This is a genomic window from Streptococcus sp. HMSC062B01, assembly GCF_001811085.1.
GTDB classification, from domain to species: domain Bacteria; phylum Bacillota; class Bacilli; order Lactobacillales; family Streptococcaceae; genus Streptococcus; species Streptococcus gordonii.
The window spans coordinates 1-390 of sequence record NZ_KZ672768.1; the positions used below are offsets into that span (position 1 = coordinate 1).

The 390-nt window shown below is 44.6% G+C and carries 1 protein-coding gene; it reads left to right on the plus strand.

Going from position 1 to position 390, the window contains the following annotated elements; genetic code table 11:
• On the plus strand, positions 1 to 390 hold a 390-nt coding region (locus tag HMPREF2780_RS02220; RefSeq protein ID WP_158672283.1), incomplete at both ends, for a hypothetical protein.

Sequence of the window (390 nt, forward strand, 5' to 3'; positions counted from 1 at the left end):
TTACTGTCAAGTACCAAGCAGTGGTGAAAGAAGTAACACCAACTTCAACGGATGCCACTTCAAATGGTATCCAAGGTCAACCGCAAAAAGGTACCCCAACCTTCACAGAAGGTAATCCATTGGTTCCAATTGATGATACGAAACCAATGACCTTCGAAGATGGTCAGTCAACGAAAACAGTTCCAGGTGTAGGTGAATACAGCATCAATCCAGATGGCTCTATTACCTTTACGCCAGACAAACAATATGTTGGTACTCCAGATCCAGTCACAGTGAAACGAGTGGATAAGAATGGTACAGAAGTTACCGCAACTTATACACCAACAGTGACTAAGGTAACCCCAACCAGCACTAACGCAACCAGCACAGGTCCTCAAGGACTTCCGCAAA